This window comes from Paraburkholderia sp. GAS42 (assembly GCF_050436565.1).
In the GTDB taxonomy this organism is placed as follows: domain Bacteria; phylum Pseudomonadota; class Gammaproteobacteria; order Burkholderiales; family Burkholderiaceae; genus Paraburkholderia.
The window spans coordinates 14,424-39,509 of record NZ_JBNDML010000022.1 but is presented as its reverse complement, the minus strand read 5'-3'; the positions used below and the strand labels follow the sequence as shown (position 1 = coordinate 39,509).

Below are 25,086 nucleotides of genomic sequence, written 5' to 3'. Positions count from 1 at the left end.
TGCGAGCCGCAATGGGGACGGCGGCCGAACGCTACACCTCTCGCCTGTCATTCAGTTCCGAGACCTGTTTCGAGACCCGCGCGCGCCGATCGGGGAGGCCACCAGGCGACGTGTGCTGGTGGTCGTCATGTCAGCGCTTGCGTTTGGCGGTTGCATGCAAGTGCCGACCCGACAGACCGATCCGACCAACGCCGAGCTGAAACTCGACTATCTGCGCGATCGCAATGCCCAGGTCAATGCGCTGCTCGATCAGGCCGATGAGCTCCGGAAGACCTATCAGTTCGATGCCGCCATCCAGAAGCTCTATGCGGCAAGCCAGATCGATCCGACCAGCGAACGCGGGCGCAAGATCGGCGCCCTGATCGACGAGGACCGCAGGGACCTCGGGATCCTGCAGGAAGCGGACCGCATGATGGGGCGCGGTTCGTATGCCTCGGCGGCTGAACGCGTGCACCGCGTGCTGCTGAAAAATCCGACCAATGCGCTGGCGATGCAGTTGCAAAAGGAGATCGACGAAAAGATTCAGCAGCAACGCGCAGACAAGCAGGAAAAGCTTGTCGCGTCGTCCATCATGCGTACGCCGGTCTCGCTGCAGTTTCGTGACGCGAACGTGCGCATGGTCTTCGAAGCATTGTCACGCACTTCGGGATTGAACGTCATCTTTGACCGCGACGTCCGTGCGGACCTGAAGACGACGATCTTCGTGACGAACGCGTCGCTGCAGGACACGGTCGATATGATCCTGATGCAGAATCAGCTCGACAAAAAGCAGCTCAACGCGAATACGCTGTTCATCTACCCGGCAACGCCCAACAAGCAGCTCGAGTATCAGGAATTGAAGGTGCGCACGTTCCAGTTGTCGAACGTCGAAGCCAAGCAGGTCCAGTCGCTGCTGAAGAGCCTGCTGAAGATCAAGGAAGTCGTGATCGACGAGCGTGCGAATACCGTGACGATCCGCAGTACACCGGACACCATCCGGGTTGCCGAAGAGATGATCGCCGCGCACGATTTGCCGGAACCGGAGGTGATGCTGGAAGTCGAGGTGCTGGAGGTCTCGCATGAGCGCATGTCCGATCTCGGGATCGAATGGCCGAACTCGTTCACGATGTCGACGCCGAGTACGGCGAACACGTGGGGCGCGTTGCACCATCTGCCCATCAATGCGCTGAATGTCAGCGGCCTGTCGGCGACAGCGAACTTCAAGCTCACCGATACGGACGCGAATCTGCTGGCAAGTCCACGCATCCGGACGCGCAACAAGGAGAAGGCCCGGATTCTGATCGGCGACAAGCTGCCGGTGATTTCGAGCTCCAGCACGCCGAGCACGAGCGGTCCATCGTTTACCCAAATGATTCAATACATCGATGTCGGCATCAAGCTCGAAGTCGAGCCGCAGGTGTATCGCGATGGCGACGTCGGCATGAAGCTGAATCTCGAAGTCAGCAATATCACCAAAACGATCCAGAGCGGCAATTCGCAGACCGGCCTGAGTTCGCTTGCGTATCAGATCGGAACGCGTAGCGCGTCGACGAGCCTGCGCGTCAGGGATGGCGAAAGCCAGATTCTCGGTGGCCTGATCTCGGACGAGGACCGCAAGAGCGCCGACAAGGTGCCCGGCCTCGGACAGCTGCCGGTGCTCGGGCGCCTGTTCTCGGACCACAACGGCGACCATGTGAAGACGGAGATCGTGTTGCAGATCACACCGCACATTGTCCGGCCGCAGCTTGCTGCGGATGTGGACACGCAGGAGGTCTGGTCCGGCACCGACGTCAACGTGCATGCCGACCAGCTTCGGCTCGATCCCGTCACGGTCGCCGCGCAGGCGCCCGGAGCGACTGCCGTGAAGCCGCTGCCCGGCAATGTGGGCGGCGGCACGACCGGCGGCGCGTCCGGCCGAACGGGCGCACCGGCGAACCGTTCGATGGAAGTGCCGCCCACCGGCGCGTTTGGGCAACCGCCTGCAGCGCCGCGCACGACGCCGCCGCCGCCACCCTACGGCGGACGTTTCTCGACGCCGTATGCTGCGCCTGCGGCGCCGCAGGTTCCCGGTACGCCACCGGCAGCTGCCCCGCAGGCGGCGGAGCAGTCGGGCGGCGAGGCGGAGCAGGGCACCGGGGCAGGCGTGGCGCCCGCGCCGGCTCAGGCGCCGGCAGCACCCACGCCCACACCCGCGCCCGCGCCTCCTCCGCCCACCCTGGTGATGCCCCCTGGCGACATTCCGAACGATAACCCGCTTCACTCCATTCAAAACGGGTACTAAGCCGTGGCTATCCCGACGAACGCGATCCGTATGCCTCGCGCAGCCCGGCTCGATCAGCGCGGCTTCACGCTGATCGAGCTGGTGATCACGCTCGCGCTCGTGGGCATCCTGGCGCTCGCGATCATGCCGTTCTCCGAACTGATCGTGCAGCGTCAAAAGGAACAGCAATTGAGCGCCGCGTTGCGTGAGATCCGTACGGCACTCGATGCCTACAAGGACGCGAGCGACGCGGGTCTGATCGACAGGGAGGCGGAAGCGTCCGGCTATCCGCCGTCGCTGACTGTGCTTGTGACAGGCGTGCCAAATGCGAAGGATCCGAAAGGCGGCCTGCTGATGTTCCTTCGCAACGTGCCGCGCGATCCGTTCTTTGCAGGCGAGCCGGATACGGCTGCGGAAGATACCTGGAACGTGCGGCCCTATGGAGTGCCGCCGGATCAGGCCAGCGCCGAGGGGACGTCCGGGAATGATCAGGCGAACAAGGATGTGTTCGATGTGTCGTCGAGATCCGGTCGCGTCGGCATCAACGGCATTCCGTACAAACAATGGTGACCGTGCATCATGAAACCCGCTCATACGCTCAGGCCCTGCGGTTTCACGCTGATCGAACTGGTGGTCGTGATGGCGATCATCGGCTTGCTGCTGTCGATTGCGGTGCCGCGTTACATGCACAGCATCGAACGCGGCAAGGAGCAGGTCCGGCAGCAGAACGTCGCGGTGATGCGCAATGCAATCGATCAATACTACGGCGACAACGGCCAGTATCCGGAGACGCTCGATGAACTGGTGGCGAAACACTACCTGCGCGCAGTTCCGGTCGATCCAGTCAATGGAGACGAGAAGTGGGCGGTGATCGCCTCGCCGGACGACACCAAGCCGGGCGTATACGACGTCGCACCCGCGAGCAGTGCGCAGGGTACGCCCGCCGATACAGACGGAGCCAGCAAATGAGGCATCGCGTTTCGTCATCGCGTCTGAGCGCGCGCATGACATCGGCTGCCCGGCCTCGAAACCGGCCTCGCGGCGCGCGCCAGCGTGGGCTCGTGCTGCTGGCGCTATTGATCGCGCTGATGCTGATTTCGATCGCGTTGTTGGGTGCGCTTGACGTCTGGTCGTTGCAACGGCAGCGCGAGCAGGAGACGCAGCTGTTGTTCGCCGGCGATCAGTACCGGCAGGCAATTGTGCGGTATTACCGTGCCGGCCGCGTTTATCCGGCGTCGGTCGACGATCTGCTGGACGACACCCGCTTCCCGGTTCCCATGCATCATCTGCGTCAGGCATACCCGGATCCGGTCACCGGTAAGAACGATTGGCTCTTCTTGCGTCAGGGGGATCGTATTTATGGCATCTATAGCAGCTCGGAGGCGCTGGCGATCAAGCGCGCGGAGTTTCCGCGGCGATATCAGGACTTCGAGAACGAGCAGACTTACGGTGGCTGGAAGTTCATCTATCTGGCTCCGGGGCTGCGCAGCAATCCCGCCAATGCTGGTGCGGCGGCGGCACCCGGTAATCAGGTGAGGACCATTAATCCGCAGAATGGAGCGGGGTGGCGTCCGTTGGTGCCCGGTTCGTCCTTGTTGCGGTAGCGCGGTGCCGCCTCGATGCGGGAAGGCGCGGTCCTTTGACGACGCGCCGCGCCGCATTTCCGTCCTGCTCCCGACGCGCCGCACCACCAGCCCCGCTGAAAAGGCCAGGGTGTTTTTCACGGATCCATCCCTAAAGTGTTGGACCGGATTGCCGATATCCCATGGATGGACAAGAAAACCCCGACTCCGCGCGATGTGCACGAAGTCTTTGCCGCTGCCGCCCTGACGCTCGCACTTGTTTGTCGTCTACGTCGCATTGAGGGACACGAACTCGACGATGCCCAAGTGAACGAGTTTCTGTTTGCGGCGATCGATGAACACCTCGGGCCAGACGTCGTCATCGGCGAGATTCTCAGCCGGAGGAACTGACTGTCGACGAAAACTGGCTGGGCATAACGTTGTTTCTAATAAATTTCCCCAGTGTTTCACAGGAGGAGGCATGGACAGCAGGTTTCAGATTTCGGATCCGCTTAAAGACGTATTCGGTGACTCCCTGAACTTCTACGTCATCGACGGTGATGAGACGGTGGCCGCGCGCGTATCCCTGATTGCGCTTTCGGTTCTGGCGCGTGGAGAGCACCCTCAAGTGGCTTTTGCCCGCAATAAGGAGAGAATTCGAAAGGTGGCATACGCAGTGAGGCGAGCCAATCCGAAAGTCGGGCTTCTCACGCTGAATGCCACCCATTTCCTCTAAACAAGGCATCCCACGCGCCTTCGCCCGCACCATCGCGAAGGGGCTTTGACCGCCAAAAATGACAAAATCGTAATCTGGGCGTTCGTATCCCGTCAGTCGTGATCTGCCAACATCGGGTCACGCTCTCGGGACAACGTCATGAATCTGCTAGCCTCCATCCGGATCTTCGCCAGGGTTGCCGAATCGCTTAACTTCGCCGATGCAGCCAGGGTACTCGGCGTGTCCTGCTCGGTCGTCACGCGTGGTGTCGCCGCCCTCGAAGCCCACCTCAACGTCCGGTTGATCAATCGAACGACACGGCGTGTGTCGCTGACAGCCGCAGGGCAGATCTACTGGCAGGGGTGCATCGATCTTCTCCGGCAGCTCGACGCGATGGAAGAGATGATTGCGTCCGCAACGAGCCAGTCGGTCGGGTCGCTCAAGATCGCCGCGCCTTCATCGTATGCCACCACCGATCTTGGAGACATACTCGCCGCCTATCATCGCGAGGAACCGCTCGTGAACTTCGAACTCACGGTGTTCGACAATATGAAGCACGTTGTCGCCAATGATTTCGACGTGTGCTTCACCGCGGAACATCGCCTGAGGGATTCGTCGCTGATATGTCGATCGCTCGCACAGACGCAGGACGTCATCGTCGCTTCACCTGCCTACCTCGCGCGACGTCGTGCGCCGAAGAAACCGCAGGATCTGTCCGACCACGACATCCTGCTCGGCGCGGACGCACCGAGCCGCTACTGGGAGTTCCGCGACACGAACGGCGCGCACCGCGTGGTGCTGCGACCCGTGATGAACGCACAAAGTCCTGCCGTGGTGGCGCGGGCGGCCGAAGCCGGCCTCGGGATCGCACGGCTTTCCAGATCGCTCATACACGACCAGATCGAATCGGGCACGCTTGTCGAACTGCTGGGCAATTTCCTGCTGGACAGCAATGAGCGGACCGTATGGATCCTGTATTCGCGACGCCGTCATATGCCGCTTTCCGTGCGCAGTTTCGTCGACTTTGTCGTGTCGCGCTATCGCGAGGAGAAGTCGTCGCAGACCCGATCCGATACTTTAGTTCCAGCGTAATCGGCTATGGGCGTGGGCTGGACGCAACGTCATTCCAGCAACACTGAATTGCCGGATTCCCCGCATTTTGATGACCCTAAAGTGTGCGCAACCCAACGGCGCACGGGACTGACCGATAGCGGCGCCGTGAGGGTGAACATCACACAAAGGATCCACTACTCATGAAGCGATTTCTGGTTACGGGCGTATCGTTGGGATGCGCCGTTCTGCCACTTTATGCGTCGGCGCAGAGCAGCGTGACGCTGTACGGTTTGATCGACGAAGGTTTCAACTACACGAGCAACGTCGGCGGTCATTCGAACTATCAGATGGAAAGCGGTTTCGCGCAGGGAAGCCGCTGGGGCGTCAGGGGCCAGGAAGACCTCGGCGGTGGTCTGAAAGCGCTGTTCCAGCTGGAAAACGGCTTCGACGTGAACTCGGGTGCATTGGGGCAGGGCAGCCGGATGTTCGGCCGGCAAGCCTATGTCGGTCTTGCGTCCGACAGGTTCGGTACGGTGACGCTCGGCCGGCAATACGATTCTGTCGTCGACTATCTGGCTCCGCTCACTGCAAACGGAAACTGGGCCGGCTATCTGCTCTCGCATCCGTACGATAACGACAACACGGATAACTCGTTTCGCCTGAACAACACCGTCAAGTACACGAGCAACACCTACAACGGGTTCTCGTTCGGCGGTCTCTACGGTTTCAGCAACCAGGCCGGCGGTTTCAACGATAACCGCTCGTACAGCTTCGGTGCGCAGTATGTCGGGTCAGCGCTTTCGATTGCCGCGGCGTACATGCAGATCAACAATCCGGGCGCAACGTCGGGCGGATCGCTCGCAACGAACGATACGGCCTTCACGGCCGCCCGCGAACGCGTGTGGGGGGCAGGGCTCAACTACACGATCGCAGGGGCAACGACGCTCGGGTTCGTGTATTCCCACACCGACCTGACTGACGCGACCGGCTCGGTCTACGTCGGCAACTTCGCCAATCCGGCCAGTTCGCTGAAATTCGACAACTTCGAACTGAACGCGAAATACCAGTTCACGCCGAATATCTTCGCCGGCGCGATGTACAACTACACGCTCGGACACTTCGACAGCGCGGCAGGCAGTTCAAAGCCGAAGTGGCACCAGTTCGGCCTGATGGGCGACTACAAACTGTCGCAACGGACCGACGTGTACGTTCAGGGCATGTATCAGCATGTGTCGGGCGCATCGTCTGTCGCGGCCCCGCTGAATACCGCATTCATCACCGGCGCGGACGCACCGTCTTCCACCGCGAACCAGTTTATCGCGCGTGTAGCGATGCGGCACACGTTCTAAACCAGGAGAGACGGGCCGCCCTCGATGGACCGAAGGGCGGGCCATCCGGCCAGCGGCGATGCCGGGCTGTGCAAGCCCGGCGCATGATGAAATCCGTCAAACGGCGCATCGACCTGCACCGGCTCACGCATCAGTTCGACGACGAAGCGCCCGAAGCGGCTGGCGACGTTTGCGACGCCGTGGCAGTGGCGCCATCCTGACCGTGCTGGATCGCATAGATTTCGCGGTTGCGCGCGATCTCCTGTTCGGACGGCGGGTAGTCACTCTTGCTCGTCGGCACGAGTCCGTCTCGCTGAGCCTCGGCCAGTTGCGCGATCACTTCGGCACGCGTCAGTTGTGGCGCGGTGCTCTGTGCGAACGCGTTGGCGCCGAACGACAGGGTGAGGGCAGCAAGAACCATAGTGGTGGTCAGTTTCATGGTGAGTCTCCAGTAAGTGGCGAGGGGAACGTGAATCGCTGCACAGATGGCTTCGATCCCGTTTGTCCAGGTGCGCCATTCACCCGAACCATGGTTCCCATTCTTGGCCACCGACCTTGTCCGAACGCTGACCACAAGATTACGTTTTCGTCATCTTGAACCCGGCGTTGCGCGCCGTCCCGTCGCGCCCACCTCGTGCAGATAACAGATCGGTAATGTTCCGGTCAGTGTCGGGTCAGCGCCACTTCGCCAGACTTCCCACATCACGGAACCCACGCTGCGCCATCGGCGCATCCCGCGTTCCATTCCGTTTTTTTTCGGGAAGCTGCCATGTGGATTGTCAGGCTCGCGCTGCGTCGGCCCTATACCTTTATCGTTCTGGCGATCCTGCTATTCATTGCAGGGCCGCTCGCCATTCTGCGCACGCCGACCGATATCTTTCCGAACATCGATATCCCGGTGGTCAGCATCGTCTGGTCGTATAACGGCTTTTCGTCCGAAGACATGGCGCGGCGCATCACGTCGAATTACGAGCGCGCACTGACATCGGATGTCGATGACATCGAGCACATCGAGTCGCAGTCGCTCAATGGCGTGTCGGTGATCAAGGTGTTCTTTCATCCGGGCGCGGACATCAACCGCGCCATCGCGGAGGCCGCGTCCAACTCGGCGTCGATCCTGCGCGTGCTGCCGCCAGGCACGCTGCCGCCGAACATCATCACGTACAACGCCTCGACGGTGCCGATCCTGCAACTCGGCCTCTCCAGCGACACACTGCCCGAACAGCAGCTCTACGACCTCGGCAACAGCTTCATCCGCACGCAGCTCGCGACGGTGCAGGGCGCCTCGGTGCCGTTGCCGTTCGGCGGCAAGATCCGCCAGATCATGGTCGATATCGATCCGCGTGCACTGCAGGAAAAAGGGCTCGCACCACTCGACGTCGTCAACGCGATCAACGCGCAGAACCTGATTCTGCCGGGCGGCACCGCGAAGATCGGCACGCGTGAATACAACGTGCAGATGAACGGCAGCACCGACAGTGTCGCCGCGCTCAACAATCTGCCGGTCAAGACGGTCGCGGGCGGCGTCGTGTATATCCGCGACGTCGCGCACGTGCGCGACGGCTACGCGCCGCAGACGAACATCGTGCGTAGCGACGGCAAGCGCGCGGCACTGCTGACCATCGAGAAATCGGGCGCGACCTCGACGCTCACGATCATCCAGCAGGTGAAGGCGATGCTGCCGAAGATCGCGGCCGGTCTGCCGCCGGCGCTCCACATCACGCCGCTGTCGGACCAGTCGGTGTTCGTCAAGTCGGCGATTCAGGGCGTGGCGCGCGAAGCGTTGATTGCCGCGTGCCTCACCGCGCTGATGATCCTGCTGTTCCTCGGCAGCTGGCGCGCGACGCTGATCATCGCGATTTCGATTCCGCTCGCGGTGTTGACGTCTCTCGTCGCACTCGCGGCGCTCGGGCAGACGATCAACATCATGACGCTCGGCGGCCTCGCGCTCGCGGTGGGCATTCTCGTCGACGATGCGACCGTCGCGATCGAGAACATCACGCATCATCTGGAGAACGGCAAGCCGCTGCACGACGCGATTCTCGACGGCTCCGGTGAAATCGCCGTGCCGACATTCGTGTCGACGCTGTCGATCTGCATCGTGTTCGTGCCGATGTTCCTGCTGTCGGGCGTCGCGCGCTATCTGTTCGTGCCGCTCGCTGAAGCCGTGGTGTTCGCGATGTGCGCGTCGTACTTCTTCTCGCGCACGCTGGTGCCGACGCTCGCGATGTATCTGATGCGCGCGCCTTCGAAGGATGGCTCCAGCAAGGGCGGCCGGTTTGCTTTCATCGTTCGGTTTCAGGCGGCATTCGAGCGGCGCTTCGAACAGGTGCGCGATGGTTATCGCGGGATGCTCGCGCGGGCGATCGACAATCGTCGACGATTTCTCGGCGCGTTTCTGCTGGCCTGCGTGGCGTCGCTCGCGCTGCTGCCGTTCGCGGGCCGCGACTTCTTTCCGGCGGTCGATACCGGCGAAATACGTCTGCATCTGCGTGCCCCGACCGGCACACGTATCGAGCAGACCGCGCGTCTAACGGATCAGGTGGAAGCGCGTATCCGCACGGTGATTCCGCAGAACCAGCAGGCGGCGATTCTCGATAACATCGGCGTGCCCGTGAGCGGCATCAACCTGACCTACGACTCGTCAGACCCGATCGGCCCTGAAGACGCCGACATCATGATCTCGCTGAAGCCCGGTCATCCTCCGACGGCGCAATACGTCGCCTCGCTGCGCGATGTGCTGACGAATGCCTTCCCCGGCGTGACGTTCGCGTTCCTGCCCGCCGATATCGTCAGCCAGATCCTCAACTTCGGTTTGCCCGCGCCGATCGACATCCAGATCGTCGGCAACAAGCTGGATGCGAATCGCGTCGTGGCGAACAGGTTGCTCGCGCAACTACGCGGCGTGCGTGGGCTCGTGGATGCGCGGATTCAGCAACCGGGCGATGAACCCGCGATCAACGTCGACGTCGACCGCACGCGTGCGATTCAGGCGGGCCTGTTGCAACGCGATGTGTCGCAAAACCTGCTGATCGCGCTGTCAGGCAGTTCGCAGACGTCGCCGAATTTCTGGCTCGACCCGAAGAATGGCGTGAGTTATCCGTTGATGGTGCAGATGCCGCAGTACGACGTGAATTCGCTGCAGGCGCTGGCGAACGTGCCGTTGACTGCGAACGGCGCAGCATCGACGCAACCCGCGGCGTCGGGCACGAGCGGCGGTCGTCCGCAGAATCTGCTCGGCGCGCTGGGCACGCTGTCGCGCGGCACCCAGCAGGCGGTGGTCTCGCACTACAACGTACAGCCGGTGCTGGATATTTTCGCGTCGGTGCAAGGTCGCGATCTCGGGGGCGTCGCGGGTGACGTGACGAAGCGCGTCGACGACGCGCGTGCGCAACTGCCGCCGGGTTCGTCGATTGTCATGCGCGGTCAGGTGCAGGCGATGCAAGACTCGTTCGTCGGACTCGCAAGCGGACTCGTGTTCGCGGTCGCGCTGGTGTATCTGCTGATGGTCGTCAATTTCCAGTCGTGGCTCGACCCACTTGTGATTATCAGCGGATTGCCTGCATCGCTCGCAGGCATCGCGTGGATGCTGTTCGCAACCAATACGCCATTGAGCGTCCCCGCGCTCACCGGCACGATCCTGTGTATCGGGATCGCGACGGCAAACAGCATTCTCGTCATCAATACCGCGCGGGAAATGTTGCTCGCTGGACAGCCGCCATTGAAGGCCGCGCTCGAAGCGGGTTTCAGCCGCTTCCGCCCGGTGGTGATGACGGCGCTTGCGATGCTGATCGGCATGCTGCCGATGGCGCTCGGCCTCGGCGACGGCGGCGAGCAGAACGCGCCGCTTGGACGTGCGGTGATCGGCGGTCTCGCAATCGGCACTGTGTCGACACTGCTCTTCGTGCCTGTCGTGTTCGGGATGGTGCATGCGTGGCTCGAACGGCGCCGCACCGCAAGGGATGCCGCACGAGGCCCCATCGAACCCGGTTCGCCCGCGTCTACCCACTGATCTCGTCGAGAAAAATCCGCCATGAACGATTCATCCCTGCCTCCGAACCTGCCGCCGGGCGACGCGCCCGCCGTGCACGCTGAAACCGGCGAACCGGCACGCACCCGAAAGCGCCGGTACATTGCGCCGCTCGCGCTCGCCGTTGTCGCCGGTGCGTTGCTGACCATCGGCATCGTGCCGCGTCTTCACGCGAGCGCCGCGCTGACGCGGCAGACCGACGCGCAGCGCGTGCTCAATGTTGCCGTGATTGCACCGAAAGCGGCGCCGGGCGGTCAGGAACTGTTGCTGCCTGGCTCCGTGATGGCATTTGCGGAAGCGTCGATCTATGCCCGCACGAGCGGCTATCTTGCGCACTGGACGACGGATATCGGCACGCACGTGAAGGCGGGACAGTCGCTCGCCACAATCGATGCGCCCGAACTCGATGCGCAACTGCGCCAGGCGCGCGCCGATGCCGCCACCGCGCGGGCGAACTTCGACTACGCGCAGGGCACCGCGAAGCGCTGGCAGGAGATGCTGTCGACGCAGTCCGTTTCGCAACAGGACACCGATACGAAAGTTAGCGATATGGAGGCACGCCGCGCGATGCTTGCTGCCGCAGAGGCGAACGTCACGCACCTGGCCGAGCTGGTGTCGTACGAAAAGCTCACCGCACCGTTCGACGGCGTGGTGACCGCGCGCAATGTCGACGTCGGCGCGCTCGTGACGGCGGGTGGCACGCCGGGCACAGCGGGCATGTCGGGTGAACTCTTCCACATCGCACAGACGGACACATTGCGCGTCTATGTCGACGTCCCGCAGAACGATTCGGCGTATGTCACGCCGGGATCGGCCGTGTACCTGACGGCGCAGCAGTATCCCGGCAGACATTTCGTGGCACATGTGGCGCGCAGCGCGGGTGCGATCGATCCGGTCAGCCGCACGCTGCGTACGGAAGTCGATGTCGACAACCATGATGGCTCGCTGTTGCCAGGCGCGTATGCGCAGGTGCATCTGCAGTTGCAGACGTCGACGCCCGCGCTCGAACTGCCTGTCAGCGCGCTGCTGTTCCGGCCGGATGGCGTGACGATCGCCGTGGTCGACAGTAGCAACAGGACAGTGCTGAAGACGGTTCATATCGGCCGCGACTTCGGCACCCATGTCGAAATTACATCGGGCCTGTCGGCGACGGATCGCGTGATCGACAACCCGGGCGATGCAATCAGCGCGGGCCAGACCGTCCAGATCGCTTCGGCCGCGCACGGTTGATGCGCTATTGCCCTGAGGATTCATCCATGTTCCGCACACATCCGTCCCGAACTCGCCCACGACTGCCTGGCGCTCTGGCGATCGCGCTGGCGGGCACCCTCGCGGCATGCTCGACGCTGCCGCCCTATAAGGCCCCTGCGGTCGACGTTCCTGCGCACTACGCCGGCGCGACCGCTGCGGCGACCACCCCCGGCTGGGCCGTCGCCGCGCCGGCCGACGGCCAGCCGCGTGGCGCATGGTGGACAGTCTTCAACGACCCCGAGCTGAACCAGCTCGAAGCACGCATCGACGTCTCGAACCAGACCGTTAAAAAAGCGGTCGCGCAATTGCAGCAGGCGCGGTCGATGATCGACTATCAGCGCTCGGGTTTTTTCCCGACGATTACCGCCGGACTCGCGCAGAGCCGCTCGCGCACGTCGCAGAATCTGGTGGACCGCGCGCTCGCGGGCAAGACCGTGCCCGACTATTCGGCGGGCGTGACGGCGAGCTGGGAGCCTGATCTGTTCGGCCGCGTGCGCGATGCCGTCACCGGCGCGCAGGCGAACGCGGAGGCGAGCGCGGCGGATCTCGAAGCCGTGCGCCTGTCGATGAGCGCCGATCTCGCCACCGATTACTTCGACCTGCGCTCGCTCGATACGCAGAAGAAACTGCTCGACGACACAGTGAGCGCATACAGCGCAGCGCTGCAGCTGTTGCAGCAACAGCTGCGCAGTGGCGCGATCGATGCATCCGCGGTCGCGCAGGCCGAAACGCAACTCGAAGCCACCCGCACGCAGGATTCGGATATCGATGTCACGCGTGCGCAGTTGCAGCATGCGATTGCCACGCTGGTCGGCGAACCGGCATCGACGTTTTCGCTACCGCCGAAGGTGCAATCGTTCACGACGCCGGATATTCCGGTCGGCCTGCCGTCGCAGTTACTTGAGCGACGGCCCGACATCGCCGCGGCGGAGCGACGCGTAGCCGCGGCAAATGCGCAGATCGGCGAAGCGCACGCAGCGTTCTTTCCCGATCTTGTGCTGTCCGCGACTGCCGGTCTTGAAAGCACGTTTTTCGCGCCGTGGCTCAGTGCGCCGAGTCTGTTCTGGTCGCTGGGGCCTCAACTGGTGGGCACGCTGTTCGACGGCGGTCGGCGCGATGCGACGCTGCATAACGCGACTGCGCAATACGATGGCTCGGTCGCGGACTACCGGCAGACCGTGCTGGTCGCGTTCCAGCAGGTGGAGGACAACCTTTCCGCGCTGCACACGCTCGCGAACGAAGCCACGAGTCAGCAGCGCGCCACGTCCGCTGCCGACCTGTCGCTGAAACTGACGACGAACCGGTACCAGGCCGGCGCCGTCAGCTATCTCGACGTCGTGACCGCGCAGACCATCGCGTTGACGAATCAACGCACCGCGGACCAGATCGCCGCACGCCAGATGGACGCGAGTGTTCTGTTGCTAAAAGCGCTCGGTGGTTCGTGGAACGGTGAACAACCGGCCACCGCATCGGCGGTCAACCGCGCCGGAACTGCAGGATGAACCGCGTGCCCTGCGCGTCGCTCTCCGCGTGCACGGTGCCGCCGTGCAGTTCCATGATCGTGCGGACGATCGCGAGGCCGAGCCCGGTCGACCCGCTCGTACCCGCCGCGCCTTCGGACGAAGGCAACGTGCTGCGCGACGGATCGACCCGATAGAAGCGGTCGAAGATGCGTTCGAGATGTTCCGCGGCGATCGGCGTGCCCTGGTTCGCAATCGTCACGCGTACGCCTTCACCGGCGTCGGTCGCGTCCAGCGTGATCAAGCCGCCGCGTGGCGTGTAACGCATGGCGTTCGCGAGCAGGTTGCTGACGGCGCGCCGGAAGAGTTCGGGATCGGCGCTCAACTTGCAGCCGCCGGTCATGCGCATGGTCACGCCGGCATCTTCGGCGAGTCCCTCGAAATATTCGGCGATACGCGTCAGTTCCTGGCCGGCGTCGAATTCGCGCATGTGTTTGACGAATTGCGGATGCTCGGCGCGCGCGAGAAACAGCACGTTTTCGATCATCCGCGACAGGCGGTCGCATTCTTCGAGGTTCGATTCGAGCAGCGTCTGGTATTCGTCGCTCGAACGTGGGCGCGCGAGCGCCACTTCGGTCGCGCCGCGCATGTTGCCTAGCGGCGTGCGCATGTCGTGAGCGAGGTCGGCGGTGAAACCGGACAGGCGTTGAAAGCCGGTGTCGAGCCGCTCCAGCATCGCGTTCAGCGACGCCACGAGGGTTTCCAGTTCCTGCGGCACGCGCGTCACGGCAATCCGCGTATGCAGCCGGTCGACGGTCACGCGTCCTGTACTGCTGGCGATGTCGCGCAACGGCCGCAACAACGTGCGGATCAGCAGATAGCCCAGCAGGAACGCCAGTACGACGCCCGCGGCGCCGGCGATGTGCAGCTTGTCGCGATAACGGTCGAGCAGCAGCCAGCGGTCGCTCATGTTACGCGCGACGAGCACCGTCGCCAGTTCGCCGTCGTGCAGCATCACGTCCGCGAGGATGCCGCGAACCGGCGCGCCGCTGGGCGTGCGCCATTCGGCGATCGCCCCTTCGGTGATGCGCGCCGAAGCCGGCACGCGCGTGATGCCGGGCGGCGGAGCGCTGCTCGCTGCCGCCGCTGACGCGCCCAGCGCGCCCGCGATGTTATGTTCGACCAGCCGCCGTCCGCCCGCATCGTCGACCTCCATCGACATCGCCTCGTTGCCGAGCACGATGCTGGTCAGCCGCTCGGCGTGCTCGTCGATGCCACGTGACGTTTCGATCTCCTGCGCGAGCCGGCGCGCGTGACGTGCGGCCAGCACGATGTCCAGATCGTCCTGTGCCTTGATCTGATGGGAGAGCGCGATATACACGAAGGTGCCGACCAGCACGAACACCGCGAGTGTCGTGCCACCGAACGCGAGCGCGAGCGTCGTGGTGAGCGAGCGTGCGCGCATCAACCCACTTCCTTCGGTTCGAGCACGTAACCCACGCCGCGCACGGTCTGGATCAGCTTCACAGGGAAGTTGTCATCGATCTTGGTGCGCAGCCGGCGGATCGCGACTTCCACCACATTCGTGTCGCTGTCGAAGTTCATGTCCCACACGTAGGAGGCGATCTGCGTGCGGCTCAGCACTTCACCGTGACGTCGTGCGAGCAGATGCAGCAGCGCGAATTCCCGCGGCGTGAGATCGATGCGCGTGTCGCCGCGCTTCACGCGCCGGCGGTTGATATCCATTTCGAGGTCAGCGACCTTGATCAGTTCGCTTTCGCGCGGCGGTCCGCGACGCGCAAGCGTACGCACGCGCGCCAGCAGTTCGACAAAGGCAAAGGGCTTGACGAGGTAGTCGTCCGCGCCGAGTTCGAGGCCGCGGACGCGGTCGTTGACGTCGTCGCGCGCGGTCAGAAACAGGACGGGCGTGGTGCGCGTGGCGCGCAGCGTCTTGACGATGGTCCAGCCGTCCATGCCCGGCAGCATCACATCGAGCACGATGACCTCGTACTCTTCTTCCTGGGCGAGGATCAGGCCGTGCGGACCATCGTTGGCGACATCGACGGAATAACCGGATTCCTCCAGTCCTTTTTTCAGGTACGCACTGGTCTTGAGTTCATCTTCGATGATCAGGATTCGCATCGTCGCACTCCGGTCGCCGGTTATCCGTCAATCATAACGGCAAGCGCTGCCTGGCATGATTACAATCCGGCAATGTTGCGCTCCGGCTGCGAGGCGTGCCATCCGCCCGTAGTCCGACGATTGCATCTGCCGGCACGACCCCCAAAAAATTTCCATGACCCTGCTTGACTTCATGGGGTGAACTTCTATAGTTAACCTATTGGTTAAGTGTATGGAAGCCAGCCCCGGCACGCGGCGGTCGGTGCGCTCGCGCAGGAGCACCAGACAAATATGGCGGGGCCCCGGATATACCCGGCCACGGTGGCGGCGCCTAAGATGCAAACGTTGCCAGCAGGCATCGACATTGCGAGCCGGCAGCGCGCGCGGTGCCTTGAAATCCACAGGAGAAGCGCCCGTGATGGACCGCATCATGGCGATGCGGACGTTCGTGCGCATCGTCGACACCAACAGCTTTACCCGCGCTGCGCAGTCGCTCGGAATTCCGCGCACAAGCGCGACAACGCTGGTGCAGAGCCTCGAGGCAATGCTCGGCATCCATCTGCTCGTGCGCACCACGCGCCGGCTCAACCTGACTGCCGAGGGCGCCGCATATTACGAACGTTGCGTGCAGATTCTCGCCGACATCGACGACATCGAGGCGAGCCTGCGGCATCCGCACAATCAGCCGCGCGGCCGGCTGCGCGTCGAGATGCCGGCAGCGGTCGCGAACGCGATCGTATTGCCGGCGCTCGACGACTTTCACGCGCGCTACGAGCATATCGAGCTCGCGTTCGGCGTCAGTAACCGGCAGGTCGACCTCGTCGGCGAAGCGATCGATTGCTGCATCGTGACTGGCGCGTTGCCGGATTCGGGCCTTGCGGCCCGCCCCCTCGGCGCGCTCGAGCATGTGACCTGTGCGAGCGTGCTCTATCTCGCGCGGCACGGCATGCCGCAGCGGCTCGACGAGCTGACCGGTCACGTTGCGGTGAATTGCATGCGCGCGCAGACCGGGCGCGCGGCAGACTTCGATTTTCAGGTCGACGGCGGCACGGTCAACGTACCGCTTGGGGGCTTCGTTCAGGTCAGCGACGAGCATGCGTATCTCGAATGTGGACTGCGCGGGCTCGGGCTGATCCAGCCTCCGCGGGCGCTCGCGCAGCCGTACCTCGACTCCGGGCGGCTCCGTGAAGTGCTGCCGCACCACAGGCCCGCGCCGATGCCGGTATCGGTGGCGTATCTGCGTCATCGCAGCGTGCCGCCGCGCGTGCGTGCGTTCATCGACTGGCTCGCGGAACTGTTCGAGACGGCGCGGCACATGAATCGTGATGTGTCACATGCGCGCCGGATTCTGCGCGGGATCGAGGCAGACGAAGCGGCCTGAGTGGAGGAGGCATTCGAGAGGCATGAAGCGAATGACGACGTTCAACCGTTTGGGGGACGTCGCAATGTCATAGGTGGGAGATCTCGCCCGATAAGCAAATTCGATGGCGTCATAGGGCTGATTCGTTGATCTGGTAACTGCCTTGAGTCCTACAATTGGCTCTGGTAATGACGGAACAACAGTGAGCTGAAAATGGCAGAAAAATCGATGCTGGTGGTGAGCGCACACAGCGCCGACTTTGTATGGCGCGCAGGTGGCGCTATCGCGCTGCACAAAAAGAACGGATACCGGGCCAAGGTGGTGTGTCTGTCCTTTGGTGAGCGTGGCGAGTCGGCGAAGCTTTGGCGCAAGGGTGAGATGACCGTCGAGAAGGTCAAGGCGGCACGTCGTGACGAAGCAGAGCAGGCTGCGGAAATCCTCGGGGCCGAGGTGGAATTCTTCGATCTCGGCGATTATCCGTTGCGCGTGCCGGACGAAGCGCTGTTGCGCCTCGTCGACGTATACCGGGATGTGCAGCCGGCGTTCGTGCTGAGTCACTCGTCAAAGGACCCCTACAATTTCGATCATCCGCTCGCGATGCATGTCGCGCAGGAAGCGCGAATCATCGCACAGGCCGAGGGCCATCATCCCGGGCAGAAGATCATCGGCGCACCGCCGGTGTACGCATTCGAGCCACACCAGACCGAACAGTGCGAGTGGATACCCAATACGTTCCTCGACATCACCGGGGTGTGGGACATCAAGCGACGCGCAATCGAATGCATGGCCGGACAGGAGCACCTGTGGGACTACTACACGCGGGTTGCACTGCAGCGCGGCGTGCAGGCCAAACGCAACATCGGCATTACGGCGGCGCTCGACATCAGATACGCTGAAGGCTATATGCGCATGACGCCCGCAGTGACGGGAGACCTGGCATGAGACGCGGTGTGGTGGTGACTGATATTCCGCGCGCCGATGCGCGTGACGTAGCGGTACTCCTGCGGGCAGGCGTTGCGACCGTGCACGAAGCGCAAAGCCGGCTGGGTCTGCTGGCCTCGTATATGCGTCCGATCTATCGGGGGGCAGCGATTGCCGGCTCTGCCGTCACAGTGCTCGTGCCGCCGTCTGACAACTGGATGTTGCACGTTGCAGTCGAGCAGTGTCGTGAGGGCGACGTGCTGGTCGTCGCGCCCACATCTCCCTGCGAGGACGGTTACTTCGGCGAATTGCTGGCGACCTCGCTTGCGGCGCGCGGTGTGCGGGGTCTCATCATCGATGCCGGGTGTCGCGATCTGCGCGCGCTGGAAGCAATGAATTTTCCGGTCTGGTCGAAGGCGGTTTCCGCACAGGGCACAGTCAAGGAGACACTCGGTTCGGTCAACATTCCGGTGGTGTGCGCACAGCAGATCGTGCATCCAGGCGACGTGATCGTGGCCGATGACGATGGCGTCGTGGTGGTCCCGCTGCACACGGTGCAACGCGTGGCCGAGGCGTCACAGGCGCGTATGGCCAGGGAAGAGAAAACGCGCGCGGTGCTCGCTGGCGGCACGCCTGGGCTCGACTACTATGCGATGCGCGAACGTCTTGCTGAAAAGGGCCTGCACTACGTCGCGTCGGCAGCGGACGTTTGACGGAAGGACAAGACCTATGTCCGCACTCAGCAGTCAGACCCGCATTCCGTGCATGATGATGCGCGGTGGCACGTCGAAAGGCGCTTATTTTCTCGCCTCGGACCTGCCTGCCGATCCCGCCGCGCGCGATCGCGTGCTGCTTGCCGTGATGGGGTCTCCCGACCCGCGCCAGATCGATGGTATCGGCGGAGCCGATCCTTTGACGAGCAAGGTTGCGATCGTGTCGCGCTCTACACGTAGCGACGCCGACGTCGACTACCTGTTCGCCCAGGTCGTGGTGAACGAGGCCCGGGTCGACTTCGGGCAGAACTGCGGCAACATTCTGGCGGGCGTCGGTCCTTTCGCGATCGAGCGCGGACTCGTCGACGCGCGTCGGGGCAGTACGCAGGTCTCGATCCATATGGTGAACACCGGGCAGATCGCAGTAGCAACCGTGTCGACGCCCGGCGGCCGGGTGATGTACGAAGGCGACGCCAGGATCGACGGCGTGCCCGGCACCGCTGCCGCGATTCCGCTTGAGTTTCGCAATACCGCAGGCTCGACCTGCGGTGCGCTTCTGCCGACCGGTCGTCTCATGGACACGATCAAGGGTGTCGACGTGACCTGCATCGATAACGGCATGCCGCTCGTGCTGATCCGCGCACGCGATCTGGAGCGCACCGGATACGAGACGCGGGAGCAGCTCGACGCCGACGTTGAATTGAAGTCGCGCATCGAAGCGATTCGTCTTGCCGTCGGGCCGCTGATGAATCTCGGCGACGTGAGCGCGCGCACGGTGCCGAAGATGTGCCTGGTTGCAGCGCCGCGCAACAACGGCGCGATTTGCACGCGCAGCTTTATTCCGCACCGATGCCATGCATCGATCGGCGTGTTGGGCGCCGTGAGCGTCGCGACGGCGGCCGTGCTGTCCGGCACTGTGTGCGAGGGTCTCGCCGTCGTGAGTGCTGACGGAGCCCATCGGCAGGTTTCTGTCGAACATCCGACCGGAGAGTTCACGGTGGAGCTTGCGCTCGGTGGCGATCCAGGGAAGCCTGAAGTGCTGGGCGCAGCGCTGCTTCGCACCGCCAGATGGCTGTTCGATGGGGTCGTGGGTATTCCCGCGTCCGTGTGGCGAGAGGGCGCGTGATTGCCTCAGCGCACGTCGCGTTTCCTGGGTTCGGTGAGGCGGGCGGCGTCCCGGACGACAGCGTCCGACGCCGTATTGCTGGTCGGGGTCAATGACCGGCGGTTTGCGTTGCGCGCGCAACGTCGGCTACTGCCAGCCGGATCGCATCGATTAACGCGCGTGCTGCGGGAGAGGGCGTGCCTTCCGCACGCACTGTGAGCCCGATATCGCGTTGCGTGTTATGCAACGCAACGTCGAGGACAGTCAGCTGGCCAGACTCGCATTCGTGATACAGCTGCTGCGCGGAGAGAGCCGCCACCATGTCTGTGCCCAACAGCAATCCCCGAATGATCGCGAGGTCCGCGGTTTCGACTGCGGGCATGGGCGGCTTTAGCTTGACACGCCGAAACTGCGCTTCGAAAAGACCGCGTGCGGGAGCGTGAGTGCGAGGCAGAATCCAGCGCGCATTGCGCAAGTCCGCGATCGTCAGTCCACGCGCGTTCGCAAGCGGATGGTTACGTCGGGCCAGCACGACCATGTCTTCCGACATCAGCTGCTCATTCTGCAAGCCGCTCGTTGCGTCGTTGTCCCGCAACGCACCCAGGATGAAATCGATGTCGCCCGCGCGCAGCCCGGCGACAAGCGTTTCGTATGCACTCTCATCCGTCACCACGCGCACACCGGGATGCCGCGCGTTCATGCGGGCAATCGCGTAGGGAAGGAGCAGTGTCCGGCCTAGCGGCAGCGCGCCGACGGTCACCGCACCCTGGATATTTCCGTGCAGCGCGGCAATGTCGTCCGGGACATGGCGCAATTCGTTCAACGCTCGACGCACATGCAGCAGGAAGGATTCGCCCTCGGTAGTGAGCAGAATCCCGCGCGCGCTGCGATGGAAGAGGCGCAGACCTGACCCGCTTTCGAGAACGCGCATGGCGCTGCTCACAGCTGGCTGGCTGATGCCAAAGGCGTTCGCAGCGGTCGGCATATGCCGATGGCGAGCGAGCGAAACGAATATCTGAAGCCGTCGCGTATTGAGCAGATAGGCGGGCAGCGCGCCTTCCACAAGCGCGCGTCGGCGCGCCTGTCGTGCCGCGCACCAATGAGCCAGTTCTCCCAGCTCGGCAAAGATCCGCTCGCATCGCTCAAAAACGGCGCGGCCAGTCGGCGTGAGCATCATGCCGGACGGCTTGCGCTCGAAAAGCGGCTCGCCGAGCGCTCTCTCGAGCTCCTGCACGGAACGCGTGACGGCGGACTGTGCGCGGAAGAGCTCCACGGCGGCTCGCGTCGCGCTGCCCGTATCGGCGACAAGTTTGAACGCACGCAGATGCGCGAGGTTGAGGAGTTCGGTGTTGCTCACAGATAAAGGTGTCGTGAAGGAGCGCGATGACCAGCCGGGCACTTGACCGGCTTTATGCCGCCCCAGCAATCAGATGGAGTCGGGGAGAGGAGAGGTTGAGGCTTTCTTTCGAAATATGCGTATGTTCCTTCATTAATGCTTCCACTCGCGCGCCTTCGCCATTCAGGAGCGCTCCCACGATCGCATGATGCTGACGGTGGGCATACATCAACATCATGAACTGTCGCTCTCTTGCAGTTTCATCGAAGACGACTGTAAGCGGCGAGACGAACGGGACCTTGTCGTTCAGCCTGAGCGCGGCGCTGACTGCGGAATTCTGCGCGGCATCGACGATAAGCGCATGGAAGCGTCCATTCATCGACGCGTATCGCGTTTCGTCGCCTTCGCGCAGGTAACCGGCCTCAAAAATCGCGTCGCCTTCGCGCAGGCATTCTTCGAGCGAACGCGCGAGTGCGGCATCGACTCGCCGTTCCGCAACGGAGCGGGCGGCGAGCCCTTCGAGCACACCGCGCACGTCGATCGCATCCAGGACATCGCTTACGCTGAACCGGCGCACGACGTACCCTCGCGCGCCTGACCGTTCAAGCAGCCCTTCCGACGACAGCACGCTGAGCGCATAACGCAGCGGCGTGCGTGACACGCCGAGCCATTGCGCGACCTGCGCTTCCACGAGGCGCTGCCCCGGTTCCATCTCACCGGCAAGTATCTTTTCGCGCAGTGTCTGAACTATTGCCTGCTGTGTGGTCTCGTTCATGTCTATCTGTCTCTGTTGCCAGAAGTATAGCGACATGTGAAGTGTCGCATCCCGCGCGCAGGCGAGCTTGCGACTTCGTTTTTTTGCCATCTAATCCAGTTATGGCTACCTGAATCAGTCAGCTCGAAAGATACGTCCCATAGAAAGCACGGGATACCAACGGGCCTTTATGCGGCGCGGCTTCCAGCGGCCTCTGTTCCAGCCCGGGAATCCGGAATGCCCAATAAATACCGGATATTCCGGGGTGGATCAGGTTTTACCCGTACTTTCGGTAAGGCGCGGGTTTTAATATCTTCGTATCCCAACGGGTCGTTCTTCGCAAGCGGGCGGCGGAGGCAACTTATTCAATTTGCGCGCTCGAAGAACGCGGGCTGAAGCAACGGAAGGCATCGAAATGGCAAGGATCATAGGCGGGATCGGCACGTCACATGTGCCCACGATAGGCATGGCGTACGACAAGGGCAAGCAGAACGATCCGGCATGGGCGCCTCTCTTCAGAGGCTACGAACCCGTGGCGAAGTGGCTTGCGGAGCGCAAGCCAGATGTGATGGTGATGTTCTATAACGATCACGCAAACAGTTTCTTCTTCGACTGTTATCCGACATTCGCACTGGGCGTCTCTCCCAATCATGAGTTTGCCGACGAGGGGGCAGGCAAGCGTCCGCTGCCTGACATCGCGGGTCATCCGGATCTCGCGATTCACATCGCGGAGCAACTGGTCTCCGACGAATTCGATCTCACGATTTTCCAGGACCGTCCACTCGACCATGGCTGCAATTCGCCGCTATCACTGATGTTGCCGCATGAGGGCGGCTGGCCGATGTCGCTGGTGCCGATGGAGGTCAACGTCCTGCAATATCCGCTGCCCACGGCGAACCGTTGCTACCGCCTCGGCCAGGCCCTGCGCCGCGCAATCGAGTCGTTCGAGCAGGATCTGGACGTCGTGGTGGTCGGCACCGGGGGTCTTTCCCATCAGGTTCACGGCGAGCGTAGTGGCTTCAACAATACAGACTGGGACATGGAGTTCCTTGATCTGATCGTCCGTGATCCGCAGCGCCTCGCGGCGATGAAGCATGTCGACTATGTGCGGCTTGGCGGAGCAGAAAGCGTCGAAACCATTATGTGGCTCGCGATGCGCGGAGCACTGGGACCGCGGATCCGCGAACTCCATCGCAACTACTATCTCGCGACGAGCACCGCGATGGCGGTGACGATCTATGAGGACGAGGTGACGCAATGAACCCTCAACTGACAGGTGTCGAGGAATTGACCGGTACCTATCCATTCGATATTCGCCAGAGCATCAAGGCGATGCGGTTAAACCGCTTTTTCTGGCAGATGCGCGAGCCGTCGGCGCGCGCGCTGTGGCTCGAAAGCCGCGCATCGGCGTACGACGCAGCCAGCCTGACCGATGAGGAGCGGGCACTGGTGGACAACGCAGACTGGCTTGGCCTGATTCGCTACGGAGTGTGCTTCTTCGTGCTCGAGAAATTCGCGCGCGTGGTGAAGGTAACGAATCTGGGCATGTACGCCAGCATGCGGGGGGAGACGCTCGAAGCGTTTCTCAAGACGCGCAGGGTGCCCGAGGCGGTCTGATGTGATGAGCCGCCCGGTATAGCACGCAGGCGCCTCTCTTTTGCATGGAAATATGACCCCGGAGTCGACAGAACCCGGGGCGGGGAATCTTTTGTCTGGAGACACGCATGAAACCTGCAGAATCAGTCGACATCAAGGCGTTCATCGACGCGCGCAAGATGTCAGCTTATCAGTGGCTGGTACTCGCCCTATGTTTTCTGATCGTCACGATGGACGGCCTCGACACTGCCGTAATGGGCTTCGTGGCGCCTGTCATCATGCATGACTGGAGCGTGAGCCGTGCTGCGTTCGGTCCTGTGATGAGTGCAGCAATGGTCGGGCTGGCGATCGGCGCGCTCGTCGCCGGGCCCGCTGCCGACCGCGTGGGGCGCAAGAAAGTGCTGATCGGATCGGTATTCTGCTTTGGCCTCTTCAGCCTGCTCTGCGCATTTGCCGAATCGCCCAGTCAACTGATCGTACTGCGCTTTCTGACCGGCCTCGGGCTTGGCGCTGCGATGCCGAATTCGACTACGCTGCTGTCGGAATACGTGCCGACGCGAAGCCGGTCGCTGCTTTTGACGATCATGTTCACGGGCTTCAATTTTGGATCGGGTGCTGGCGGTTTTATTGCAGCTGCGCTGATTCCGCATTTCGGCTGGCGCGCCGTGTTCATGTTCGGCGGCATCCTGCCGCTCGTGACGGTGCCATTGCTTCTGTGGCTGCTCCCTGAGTCTGCCCGACTGATGCTCGTGCGCAGCGTTGGAACCTCCCGGATCGCAGCGACCCTGGGGCGGGTGTGTGGTCACGCCTTCGATCGCGACGTGAGATTTACCGCGCCGGAACCGACGATTTCTGTCAAGACGCCAGTCCGGATGCTGTTCGCGGATGGTTATGCGCTCAGTACGCTCATGCTTTGGCTCACGTACTTCATGGGACTGCTGATCATCTATCTGCTGACCGGCTGGCTCCCGACGCTGATCAAGGATGCAGGTTTGCCGGTAGAGCGCGCGGCGGCGATCACCGGAATGTTCCAGCTTGGCGGTACGGTGGGCGCGATCGCGGTCGGGTTTGCCATGGACCGTATGGATCGCAATGCAGTGATCGGAGCGTCCTATCTGCTTGGAGGGGTATTCATCTTTGCGCTGGGAATGGGAACGCTCAAGTCGGACCTGCTTCCTGTCCTCGTGGCATGCGCCGGATTCTTCATGAGCGGCGCGCAGACAGGTCTGAACGCGCTTGCGCCGAGTTGCTATCCGACCCGCGCCCGGGCAACGGGCGTGAGCTGGATGCTTGGGTTCGGCCGGCTCGGCGGCATTCTTGGCTCACTCGTCGGCGGTGCATTGCTGTCCCTTGGCTTCAGTTTTTCGACCGTATTTTCCGTGCTCGCTGTTCCGGCAATCATCGCCGCTGTGGCCATCGTCATGAACCGCCTCGCGCTCCGGTTCATTACCAGTCCGATGGCCGACGCGTGAGCCCGCAAAGGAAGTTGTGCGCGCAATGGTGTGGATCGTCCGCGGCATGACATCCACCATATAAGTTTTT

General features: G+C 62.8%; 23 protein-coding genes. 18 read left to right on the top strand and 5 right to left on the bottom strand.

Annotated elements, in window-relative coordinates; all coding sequences use genetic code 11:
* The first annotated feature begins 154 nt into the window (after positions 1-154).
* The 8 genes from P3T16_RS27325 (at position 155) to P3T16_RS27290 (ending at position 6,918) form a co-directional block, all read left to right on the top strand.
* Positions 155-2,260 (top strand): secretin N-terminal domain-containing protein, encoded by a 2,106-nt coding sequence (locus P3T16_RS27325; RefSeq protein ID WP_429344661.1) that lies wholly within the window; start codon positions 155-157, stop codon positions 2,258-2,260.
* A gap of 30 nt (positions 2,261-2,290) precedes the next feature.
* Positions 2,291-2,809 carry a type II secretion system protein gene (locus P3T16_RS27320; protein WP_429260348.1) on the top strand — a complete coding sequence of 173 codons (519 nt, stop codon included), beginning with the start codon at positions 2,291-2,293 and terminating at the stop codon, positions 2,807-2,809.
* 9 nt (positions 2,810-2,818) lie between these two features.
* Positions 2,819-3,208 (top strand): type IV pilin protein, encoded by a 390-nt coding sequence (locus P3T16_RS27315; RefSeq protein WP_429344660.1) that lies wholly within the window; start codon positions 2,819-2,821, stop codon positions 3,206-3,208.
* 35 nt (positions 3,209-3,243) lie between these two features.
* Complete coding sequence (locus P3T16_RS27310) at positions 3,244-3,843, top strand: type II secretion system protein (protein ID WP_429344659.1); 600 nt, start codon at positions 3,244-3,246, stop codon at positions 3,841-3,843.
* 165 nt (positions 3,844-4,008) lie between these two features.
* Complete coding sequence (locus P3T16_RS27305; protein WP_429260350.1) at positions 4,009-4,212, top strand: hypothetical protein; 204 nt, start codon at positions 4,009-4,011, stop codon at positions 4,210-4,212.
* Between the two features lie 70 nt (positions 4,213-4,282).
* Positions 4,283-4,537 (top strand): hypothetical protein, encoded by a 255-nt coding sequence (locus P3T16_RS27300; protein WP_429260351.1) that lies wholly within the window; start codon positions 4,283-4,285, stop codon positions 4,535-4,537.
* 138 nt (positions 4,538-4,675) lie between these two features.
* Complete coding sequence (locus P3T16_RS27295; RefSeq protein WP_429260352.1) at positions 4,676-5,608, top strand: LysR family transcriptional regulator; 933 nt, start codon at positions 4,676-4,678, stop codon at positions 5,606-5,608.
* A 161-nt stretch (positions 5,609-5,769) separates the two neighbouring features.
* Complete coding sequence (locus P3T16_RS27290; RefSeq protein WP_429260353.1) at positions 5,770-6,918, top strand: porin; 1,149 nt, start codon at positions 5,770-5,772, stop codon at positions 6,916-6,918.
* A 130-nt stretch (positions 6,919-7,048) separates the two neighbouring features.
* Here the strand turns inward: P3T16_RS27290 and P3T16_RS27285 are convergent, their stop codons facing one another.
* Positions 7,049-7,336: a DUF4148 domain-containing protein gene (locus P3T16_RS27285; RefSeq protein WP_429344658.1), complete on the bottom strand. Its 288-nt coding sequence runs from the start codon at positions 7,334-7,336 to the stop codon at positions 7,049-7,051.
* Between the two features lie 330 nt (positions 7,337-7,666).
* Between P3T16_RS27285 and P3T16_RS27280 the strand changes: the two genes are divergently transcribed.
* Genes P3T16_RS27280 through P3T16_RS27270 form a run of 3 tightly spaced genes read left to right on the top strand, consistent with a single transcriptional unit; the run spans position 7,667 to position 13,680 of the window.
* On the top strand, positions 7,667-10,909 hold the full coding sequence (locus P3T16_RS27280) for an efflux RND transporter permease subunit (protein WP_429344657.1): 3,243 nt from the start codon (positions 7,667-7,669) through the stop codon (positions 10,907-10,909).
* Between the two features lie 21 nt (positions 10,910-10,930).
* Positions 10,931-12,157, top strand: a complete 1,227-nt coding sequence (locus tag P3T16_RS27275) for an efflux RND transporter periplasmic adaptor subunit (protein WP_429344656.1) — start codon at positions 10,931-10,933, stop codon at positions 12,155-12,157.
* Between the two features lie 26 nt (positions 12,158-12,183).
* Entirely contained in the window at positions 12,184-13,680 is a 1,497-nt protein-coding gene (locus P3T16_RS27270; protein ID WP_429260357.1) for an efflux transporter outer membrane subunit, read from the top strand.
* Here the strand turns inward: P3T16_RS27270 and P3T16_RS27265 are convergent.
* Both P3T16_RS27265 and P3T16_RS27260 read right to left on the bottom strand, forming a co-directional pair.
* Positions 13,655-15,103, bottom strand: a complete 1,449-nt coding sequence (locus P3T16_RS27265) for a heavy metal sensor histidine kinase (RefSeq protein ID WP_429344655.1) — start codon at positions 15,101-15,103, stop codon at positions 13,655-13,657. The genes P3T16_RS27270 and P3T16_RS27265 overlap by 26 nt on opposite strands.
* Positions 15,103-15,780 carry a heavy metal response regulator transcription factor gene (locus tag P3T16_RS27260; protein WP_429260359.1) on the bottom strand — a complete coding sequence of 226 codons (678 nt, stop codon included), beginning with the start codon at positions 15,778-15,780 and terminating at the stop codon, positions 15,103-15,105. Before P3T16_RS27260 ends, P3T16_RS27265 begins: the two co-directional genes overlap by 1 nt.
* Before the next feature lie 394 nt (positions 15,781-16,174).
* On the opposite strand from P3T16_RS27260, the gene P3T16_RS27255 reads away from it, so the two are divergent.
* From P3T16_RS27255 to P3T16_RS27240, 4 genes are all read left to right on the top strand, one after another.
* Complete coding sequence (locus tag P3T16_RS27255; RefSeq protein ID WP_429344654.1) at positions 16,175-17,140, top strand: LysR family transcriptional regulator; 966 nt, start codon at positions 16,175-16,177, stop codon at positions 17,138-17,140.
* A 192-nt stretch (positions 17,141-17,332) separates the two neighbouring features.
* Positions 17,333-18,061 (top strand): PIG-L deacetylase family protein, encoded by a 729-nt coding sequence (locus P3T16_RS27250; protein WP_429344653.1) that lies wholly within the window; start codon positions 17,333-17,335, stop codon positions 18,059-18,061.
* Positions 18,058-18,753 (top strand): 4-carboxy-4-hydroxy-2-oxoadipate aldolase/oxaloacetate decarboxylase, encoded by a 696-nt coding sequence (locus tag P3T16_RS27245; RefSeq protein ID WP_429260362.1) that lies wholly within the window; start codon positions 18,058-18,060, stop codon positions 18,751-18,753. The genes P3T16_RS27250 and P3T16_RS27245 overlap by 4 nt, the downstream gene beginning before the upstream one ends.
* Before the next feature lie 16 nt (positions 18,754-18,769).
* Positions 18,770-19,879 (top strand): 4-oxalomesaconate tautomerase, encoded by a 1,110-nt coding sequence (locus P3T16_RS27240; RefSeq protein WP_429344652.1) that lies wholly within the window; start codon positions 18,770-18,772, stop codon positions 19,877-19,879.
* Between the two features lie 88 nt (positions 19,880-19,967).
* On the opposite strand, the gene P3T16_RS27235 is transcribed toward P3T16_RS27240, so the two are convergent.
* On the bottom strand, positions 19,968-21,215 hold the full coding sequence (locus P3T16_RS27235; protein WP_429344651.1) for a LysR substrate-binding domain-containing protein: 1,248 nt from the start codon (positions 21,213-21,215) through the stop codon (positions 19,968-19,970).
* Positions 21,216-21,267: 52 nt separating this feature from the next.
* Positions 21,268-21,969 (bottom strand): GntR family transcriptional regulator, encoded by a 702-nt coding sequence (locus tag P3T16_RS27230; RefSeq protein ID WP_429260365.1) that lies wholly within the window; start codon positions 21,967-21,969, stop codon positions 21,268-21,270.
* 394 nt (positions 21,970-22,363) lie between these two features.
* On the opposite strand from P3T16_RS27230, the gene P3T16_RS27225 reads away from it, so the two are divergent.
* From P3T16_RS27225 to P3T16_RS27215, 3 genes are all read left to right on the top strand, one after another.
* Positions 22,364-23,209, top strand: coding sequence for a gallate dioxygenase (locus P3T16_RS27225; protein ID WP_429344650.1), 846 nt, complete (start codon positions 22,364-22,366; stop codon positions 23,207-23,209).
* The gene (locus P3T16_RS27220; protein ID WP_429260367.1) at positions 23,206-23,565 is read left to right on the top strand and encodes a protocatechuate 3,4-dioxygenase; all 360 of its coding nucleotides are present in this window, start codon (positions 23,206-23,208) and stop codon (positions 23,563-23,565) included. Before P3T16_RS27225 ends, P3T16_RS27220 begins: the two co-directional genes overlap by 4 nt.
* 107 nt (positions 23,566-23,672) lie before the next feature.
* Positions 23,673-25,016 (top strand): MFS transporter, encoded by a 1,344-nt coding sequence (locus tag P3T16_RS27215; protein WP_429344649.1) that lies wholly within the window; start codon positions 23,673-23,675, stop codon positions 25,014-25,016.
* Positions 25,017-25,086: the final 70 nt, after the last annotated feature.